This is a genomic window from Candidatus Similichlamydia epinepheli, assembly GCF_003056015.1.
In genome coordinates this window covers 1-3,650 of the sequence record NZ_PPEU01000071.1, presented here as the reverse complement: position 1 = coordinate 3,650, position 3,650 = coordinate 1, and the positions used below count along the sequence as shown (strand labels likewise).

Sequence of the window (3,650 nt, the reverse complement as noted above, 5' to 3'; positions counted from 1 at the left end):
AGTTAAAATAAGAACAAGAAGTTTTTTATTCTCGAATAAGAAAGTCCTTTTCAGAACACTTCTCTTTTCTAGTTCATTTCGTAGACATTCCCAATCAGATGGAGAGGCTTGAGCTTTTTTGGGAAAGCTTGCTTGAGTCATTGATCTCGTCTCCAGGGTTGAAAATCCCAACCTTACATGTGGCGCATGCTCTTGCTCAGGCTAAAGAGGTTTCTCGTCGTGGCTTGCCGCCCCGATCTCTTTTGGAGTCTTTATGGATCAAATGGAAGTTCGTCGATGTATAGAGGAGTCATACTGAACGTTGACAGTTAGAGATAAACATGACGAAGTGTACAAACAATACTCAGTCTTTTGCACCTCTATCTACTGAGGAGGTGAATGAAAAGTCTTTTTCGCTTCTCGAACTTCCCTCTTTGGAGATTGAGAAACGCATTGATGTGTTACCATTGCCAAAGAATTTATCAAAATTCCTTTATAGGTCTGGATTTCTTCGAATTAGAGATATATTGGATCAACATAATTTCCTTTCATTGCAAGGATCGTTAGCTCCATCTGATTGGGAATGTCTACGAAATGAACTAGAAAAGAGAAGTGTTCTGAAAAGGACTTTCTTATTCGAGAATAAAAAACTTCTTGTTCTTATTTTAACTGAATTAACAACTTGCTCATCACCTCAGGGAATTGATTCTTTATTAGACGAAGAATTGATAAAGATTTCTTCTTATTTGGTTGATCAAACAGCCTCTCTTAGTCCTTCGACATATGTAGCTCTTGTACGTTGGTTAGAGAATGTTCTTCAAACAGTAACAAACCATCTTCTTGTTCCTTGGCTTCGTGAGAGGGGAGGGATTGGAACTATTGAGGAAATCAATTACTGGATGTCTCTTCGTTCGGAGGAGCCTTCTCTTGGACCTGTTCTGAAAGATGTCCTGGTTAGAGGTTTTATGTGGGATTCTTTTATTTGGGGGCCATACTTGCACGCCGTTAAACTTAAATGGTTAGAAGGTGTAATTTGGTATGTTATAGGTCGTGATAAGGTTCAATTTTTACATGATCTGTTTGAACTTTTAAATCTCTGCTTTTATAAACGCGGACAGTTATACAAATTCGATTATGTTCTCCAACTTATTCAAAGGGAGGTCGCTCCACAGGGAGTTGAGCTGCGTGGTTTGTTGCCAAGGCTTTTTGCATCAATACCAGGACTACGTATGGTTCGCACTCCGGATTGTCTTTTAGTTGAGAAGACTGGTTCGAGTGGATTCTTTCTTGACCAGTAGGTTATGTCGTGTGAAAATAGCATACCTTCCTGATGGGCCCAGGTGGTGAAATTGGTAGACACGTCAGACTTAGGATCTGGTGCCGAGAGGCGTATAGGTTCAAATCCTATCTTGGGCATCTCTCAGAAAGGTTGGTGTGGAGGAAATTTATGCTTTGTCTCCTTGCCTCTTTGCTTACTTCTTGCGTAAGAGCTTCGTTAGGGTTTCTTTGGTTTCGTTTAGTTTCCAAAGACTCTATTTTTTCTAATCTTGGAATACCAAAGAAATCTTCTATATTGATTTGGTGGATGGTGCCTGTTTGGATAGCTTTTGATTTGGCTAATCTTTATTGGATTTTTCGTAATGATCCTTCCTTTCAAAGGGCTTTGTTTGAAGCAAACTTGCTAGGTGGTTTTGTATATGTAGTATTCAATTGCACGATGTTAGCCCTATTGGAAAGTTGGACCACGAGCTTTGCTCTTCTTGATCTTGCTTTTGGAATGTTGAGTAATGTCTTGCTTGTGGCATTACATTTTTATCTGCGTGCTTTCATGATGGGATTACCGATCGTTTGAAATTTTTTGAAAGGCCCACGAAGCAACAAGGGAAAATCCTAGCATTAAAACTGCTAGGGTATCCACTATTGGTGGAAATCCATTGCGTATCATGCCGTAAATCTCAATAGGAAGAGTTGGTGAAGTTGGTCCTGACAGGAAAAATGTTAAAACAAATTCGTCTATCGAAATCGTAAATGCAAGAATGGCACTGGCAATAATCGTTGATCGTATAAGAGGGAAAATTATCTCTGTTATTATTGTCTTGGGCTGTGCTCCTAAATCTTGAGCAGCTTCGATCATGGAGAGATCTATTAATGATAGTCGAGAAAAGACGGACTGCAGCACATAGACAATTGAAAAAATTGAATGGGAAATAGTTATTGTTGCAATTCCTAATCCTACATTAAGAAAAGAAAAGAATATCAATAATCCTACAGCTAATTGTAAGTCTGGAACTGTCAAGATCATTTTATTCAGAAAGAAAGTAGTTGGTTTGAGTATTTTATTTTTGGAAAAACGCAAGAAGTAAGCAAAGAGGCAAGGAGACAAAGCAGAGATAGTGCCAATTGGAACTGAAATAATAGTTGATAGAGAAGCTATAATGATAGAGTTCTTCATTGCTTCCCAAATAGACTCTTCTGACAAAAGTCCTTGGTACCATTTTAATGTGAATCCGCTCCATTCTGCTCCGGAGCGACAAACATTAAATGAGTTGACCAGAAGAACAAAAATAGGAGCATAGCAAAAGCCAATAACGCTCCATGCGATAATGCGAACGCATTTTTTCATTGGCACGTTTAAGAATTCCTTTTTTTATGAGAGCAGTTGAATAACTTATAAAAAAGAATCGTGCAAAAAATTGCCACGAAAGAACTAATTAATGAAACTGCTGATCCACTTGGCAAGTCGCGTTGTAAAAGAATGAGACGAACTATTTTGTTGCCGATCATCTCGCATGATGTGCCACCTAACAAACCTGAAAATGTATAAGAACTAATGGTCTGAAGAAAAACAGCTACAAGAGATTGTAATACGCCTAATCGAATGCCAGGGACAAAAACATTTAGAAACGAATAAATTGTGGATGCACCTAAATCAGACGCTGCTTCCATTAATGAAAAGTCAAAACGATCTGCCGCAGAATAAATTGGAAGTATTGCAAATGGAATTGAAACATGGATCATTGTTAATAAAACAGCGCCTTTGGAATAAAGAAGTACACTCTCTGGAGAAACAATCCTTAAGTGAACAAGAACAGATTTAAAAAATCCTTCTGGATGTAGAAGTATTTTCCAACAAAATATACGAAGAAGAAAACTTGTCCAGAATACGCTCATGATCAAGAAGATAACCCTAAGTCTTTTTTGTCGAGGTAGAGTTGCAATGTAGTAACCTGTTGGGATTGCCAAGCCAACTGAGATAAGACAACATATTGCACTGATTACAATAGTGCGAATGAGAATAGTAAGAAAATTAGGGGTTTGAAAAGCTTCAATAAATGTAGATATCGTCCATCCGGGGAGTATTCCCCCATAAATATCAGATCTATGAAAAGACACCCATACAACTGTCAAAAGTGGAATGATAAAAAAAATCCCATTCCATATCAAAACTGGAGCAAATCCAACTAATTCGTATATTCCTCTTTTTTTGGAATGAATCTTGTCCACATCTATATCCCATCTTCGTCTTGCATACCTTCTAAAATATATCCGTCATCTGCAGACCAAGATAACCAAACTTGGTCGTCCCATTCAATACGTTGCTCATCAAGAAGAAAATGATTGTGCTGCCTAAGAACAGAAATCCTGTGCGATCCTACACGGATCCAATATTT

5 protein-coding genes and 1 tRNA gene are annotated in these 3,650 nt (G+C 38.1%); 3 read left to right on the top strand and 3 right to left on the bottom strand.

Annotated features, from left to right (window positions below; translation table 11 throughout):
- The first annotated feature begins 320 nt into the window (after positions 1–320).
- The 3 genes from GCCT14_RS03915 to GCCT14_RS03905 all read left to right on the top strand — a co-directional run bounded on the left by GCCT14_RS03915 (position 321) and on the right by GCCT14_RS03905 (position 1,831).
- Complete coding sequence (locus GCCT14_RS03915) at positions 321–1,277, top strand: hypothetical protein (RefSeq protein WP_157952593.1); 957 nt, start codon at positions 321–323, stop codon at positions 1,275–1,277.
- Positions 1,278–1,313: 36 nt separating this feature from the next.
- Positions 1,314–1,395: transfer RNA gene (locus GCCT14_RS03910), tRNA-Leu, on the top strand.
- Between the two features lie 31 nt (positions 1,396–1,426).
- Positions 1,427–1,831: a DUF2177 family protein gene (locus GCCT14_RS03905; RefSeq protein ID WP_108624319.1), complete on the top strand. Its 405-nt coding sequence runs from the start codon at positions 1,427–1,429 to the stop codon at positions 1,829–1,831.
- Here GCCT14_RS03905 and GCCT14_RS03900 read toward each other — a convergent pair.
- From GCCT14_RS03900 to GCCT14_RS05665, 3 genes are read right to left on the bottom strand one after another with little or no spacing between them, the layout of a single operon-like run.
- On the bottom strand, positions 1,817–2,602 hold the full coding sequence (locus GCCT14_RS03900; RefSeq protein WP_239978370.1) for an ABC transporter permease: 786 nt from the start codon (positions 2,600–2,602) through the stop codon (positions 1,817–1,819). The genes GCCT14_RS03905 and GCCT14_RS03900 overlap by 15 nt on opposite strands.
- An 8-nt stretch (positions 2,603–2,610) precedes the next feature.
- Complete coding sequence (locus GCCT14_RS03895; RefSeq protein ID WP_157952592.1) at positions 2,611–3,483, bottom strand: ABC transporter permease; 873 nt, start codon at positions 3,481–3,483, stop codon at positions 2,611–2,613.
- 2 nt (positions 3,484–3,485) lie between these two features.
- Complete coding sequence (locus GCCT14_RS05665) at positions 3,486–3,641, bottom strand: TOBE domain-containing protein (protein ID WP_420885383.1); 156 nt, start codon at positions 3,639–3,641, stop codon at positions 3,486–3,488.
- Positions 3,642–3,650: the final 9 nt, after the last annotated feature.

Coding starts and splice junctions, on each gene's coding strand:
- GCCT14_RS03900 (WP_239978370.1), bottom strand. CDS start 2,602: ATGAAAAAATGCGTTCGCATTATCGCATGGAGCGTTATTGGCTTTTGC.
- GCCT14_RS03905 (WP_108624319.1), top strand. CDS start 1,427: ATGCTTTGTCTCCTTGCCTCTTTGCTTACTTCTTGCGTAAGAGCTTCG.
- GCCT14_RS03915 (WP_157952593.1), top strand. CDS start 321: ATGACGAAGTGTACAAACAATACTCAGTCTTTTGCACCTCTATCTACT.